The sequence below is a fragment of the Brevundimonas sp. genome (genome assembly GCF_031082345.1).
GTDB lineage: Bacteria > Pseudomonadota > Alphaproteobacteria > Caulobacterales > Caulobacteraceae > Brevundimonas.
Window position 1 is genome coordinate 1 of the sequence record NZ_JAVHLH010000295.1, and the last position, 3,167, is coordinate 3,167.

4 protein-coding genes are annotated in these 3,167 nt (G+C 70.6%); all 4 read left to right on the top strand.

The window, feature by feature from the left end:
• Positions 1–396, top strand: a 396-nt coding sequence (locus RDU12_RS14260) for a methyltransferase (RefSeq protein WP_308685289.1), incomplete at its 5' end; no start/stop codon positions are given.
• A 38-nt stretch (positions 397–434) separates the two neighbouring features.
• Positions 435–1,127 (top strand): pseudouridine synthase, encoded by a 693-nt coding sequence (locus RDU12_RS14265; protein ID WP_300290999.1) that lies wholly within the window; start codon positions 435–437, stop codon positions 1,125–1,127.
• Positions 1,124–1,765, top strand: a complete 642-nt coding sequence (locus RDU12_RS14270; RefSeq protein ID WP_300290995.1) for a phosphoribosylanthranilate isomerase — start codon at positions 1,124–1,126, stop codon at positions 1,763–1,765. Before RDU12_RS14265 ends, RDU12_RS14270 begins: the two co-directional genes overlap by 4 nt.
• A 63-nt stretch (positions 1,766–1,828) precedes the next feature.
• A complete protein-coding gene (trpB, locus tag RDU12_RS14275; RefSeq protein ID WP_374990227.1) occupies positions 1,829–3,013 on the top strand; it encodes a tryptophan synthase subunit beta in 1,185 nt (394 codons plus the stop codon).
• Positions 3,014–3,167: the final 154 nt, after the last annotated feature.

Genomic DNA, 3,167 nt, shown 5'->3' on the forward strand with positions numbered 1-3,167 from the left:
TGCGGCTACGGCGCCCTGGCCACGGTGGTGCTGGGCTCGCCGGCCGTCACCTCGCTGCGGCTGATCGACCTCGACCGCCGCGCCATCGAGGCGGCCCGCCGCAATGTCGAGGACCCCCGCGCGGCCTTCGACTGGGCCGACGCCCGTACCGTCGAGGCGAACGGCGACCTCGACTTCGTGGTCATGAACCCGCCCTTCCACGACGGCGGCGCCGAGGACCGCCGCCTCGGCCAGGCCTTCATCCGCCAGGCCGCGGCCATGCTGAAGAAGGGCGGCGTCCTCTGGCTCGTCGCCAACCGCCACCTGCCCTATGAGGCCGACATCGCCGCCGCCTTCAAGCGCTCCCAGCCCCTCGCCGACAAGGGCGGCTACAAGGTCATCGAGGCGGTGAAGTGAAGACGCCGACGGCCCGCGTGGACAAGCTGCTCGGCTCGATGGGTTACGGCTCGCGCACCGAAATGGCCCGGCTCGGCAAGGCCGGCGGCGTCGTGCTGGACGGCGTCGAGCTGACCGACGTGTCGAAGCGGATCGCCGTGACCGCCGACCTGCCGACCCGGATGGAGATCGATGGCCAGCCGCTCGACCCGCCCCCCGGCCTGGTGATGATGCTGCACAAGCCGCTGGGCATGACCTGTTCGCGCAAGGAGGACGGGGCGCTGGTCTATGACGTCCTGCCCGACCGCTGGCGTCGCCGCGACCCGGCCATCTCGACCATCGGCCGGCTCGACAAGGCGACCACCGGCCTGCTGCTGCTGACCGACGACGGCGACCTGCTGCACCGGGTCATCAGCCCCAAACGCCATGTCGCCAAGGTCTATCGCGCGACCCTGGCCCGCCCTCTGGCCGGGACCGAGGCCGACATCTTCGCCGCCGGCGGTCTGGTGCTGGAAGGCGAGGACAAGCCGCTGTCGCCGGCCGCACTGGAGGTGCTGTCGCCGACCGAGGCGCGGCTGACGGTGACCGAGGGCCGCTATCACATGGTCCGCCGGATGTTCGCCGCCGTCGGCAACCACGTCGAGGCCCTGCACCGCGAACGCGTCGGCGGCCTCGCCCTGCCCGACGATCTGGCCCCCGGCGAATGGCGGCTGCTGGAACCGGCGGAGATCGACGCCATATTCAGCGGATGAGCGCCCACGCCAAGATCTGCGGACTGACCACGCCGGACGCGCTGGACGCGGCCCTCGCCGGCGGCGCCGCCTTCGTCGGGGCGGTGGTCTTCCCCAGGAGCCCGCGCCACATCGCCCCGCTGCACGCCGCGACCCTGTTCGAGCGGGCCCGCAACAAGGCGAAGATCGTGGCCGTGACCGTCGACGCCGACGACGCCCTGCTGACCGAGATCGCCCTGATCCTGAAGCCGGACCTGATCCAGCTTCACGGGTCGGAGACGCCGGCGCGGGCGGAACGGGTTCGGACGCTGACCGAGGCGGGGACCATCAAGGTCCTGCCGATCCGCGCGCACGAGGATTTCGCCGAGGCGGAGACCTGGGAGCCGTTCGTCGACCACCTGATGTTCGACGCGAAGCCGCCGGAGGGGTCGGCCCTGCCCGGCGGGGTCGGGGCGCGGTTCGACTGGACCCTGTTGGCGGGGCGGGCCTTCCGTCATCCGTGGTTCGTGGCCGGAGGCCTGACCCCGGACAATGTGGCGCAGGCGATCCGGGTGTCCGGCGCGCCACTGGTGGATGTGTCCTCTGGCGTGGAAAGCGCGCCGGGTGTTAAGGACCCAGCCCTGATCGCGGCGTTCCTGGAGGCGACGCGGTCGGCCTGATTTCCGCCGCTCCCCCGCGTGAAAGCTTCTTCCGTGAACGCCATCATCCCGAACCAGTACGCCATGCCCGACGCCGAGGGTCGTTTCGGCCCCTATGGCGGACGGTTCGTGGCCGAGACCCTGATGCCGCTGATCCACGAGCTGGACGCGGCCTATGAGGCGGCCAAGGCCGATCCGACCTTCCAGGCCGAGCTGGACGGCTTCCTGACCGACTATGTCGGCCGGCCCAGCCCGCTTTATCTGGCCGAGCGGCTGACGGCCCACTACGGGGCCGCCGACATCTGGTTCAAGCGCGACGAGCTGAACCACACCGGCGCGCACAAGATCAACAACTGCATGGGCCAGATCCTGCTGGCCATGCGGATGGGCAAGACCCGCATCATCGCCGAGACCGGCGCCGGCCAGCACGGCGTGGCGACGGCGACGGTCTGCGCCCGCTTCGGCCTGAAATGCATCGTCTACATGGGCGCCACCGACGTCGAGCGGCAGTCGCCCAACGTCTTCCGCATGAAGCTGCTGGGGGCCGAGGTCGTGCCGGTGACGAGCGGTCGGGCGACGCTCAAGGACGCCATGAACGAGGCGATGCGGGACTGGGTCACCAATGTCGAGGACACCTACTATCTGATCGGCACCGCCGCGGGGCCGCACCCCTATCCGGCCATGGTGCGCGACTTCCAGAGCGTGATCGGCAAGGAGACGCGGGTCCAGATGCTGGCCCGCAAGGAGAAGCTGCCCGACGCCCTGGTCGCGGCGATCGGCGGCGGGTCGAACGCCATCGGCCTGTTCCACCCCTTCATCGACGACGCCGGCGTGCGGCTGATCGGGGTCGAGGCGGCGGGCCGCGGTCTGGACGGACCCGACCACGCGGCCTCGCTGCAGGGCGGTCGTCCCGGCGTGCTGCACGGCAACCGCACCTATCTGCTGCAGGACGACGACGGCCAGATCCTCGAGGGCCATTCGATCTCGGCCGGGCTCGACTATCCGGGCATCGGGCCCGAACACGCCTGGCTCAAGGACATCGGCCGGGCCGAATACCGCGCCGCCACCGACGCCGAGGCGCTGGAAGCGTTCCAGCTGTGCTCGAAGCTGGAGGGGATCATTCCGGCGCTGGAGCCCAGCCATGCGCTGGCCCGCGTCGGCGAGATCGCGAAGGAAGTGGGCAAGGGGGGCGATGTCGTGCTCAATATGTGCGGGCGGGGCGACAAGGACATCTTCGCCGTGGCGAAGCATCTGGGCGTGGAGCTCTAGGACCAATGAAACTCATTCTTCTGGCCGCCGCCGCGGTCGCGATCGCCGGCCCGGCGCCGGCCCAGACATCGACGCCCGAAACCCTGATCCTGCCCGGCGCCACGCCGGCGCCGGACTGCGGCAACCTTGCCGGCCATGCCGTACAGGTTGCCGC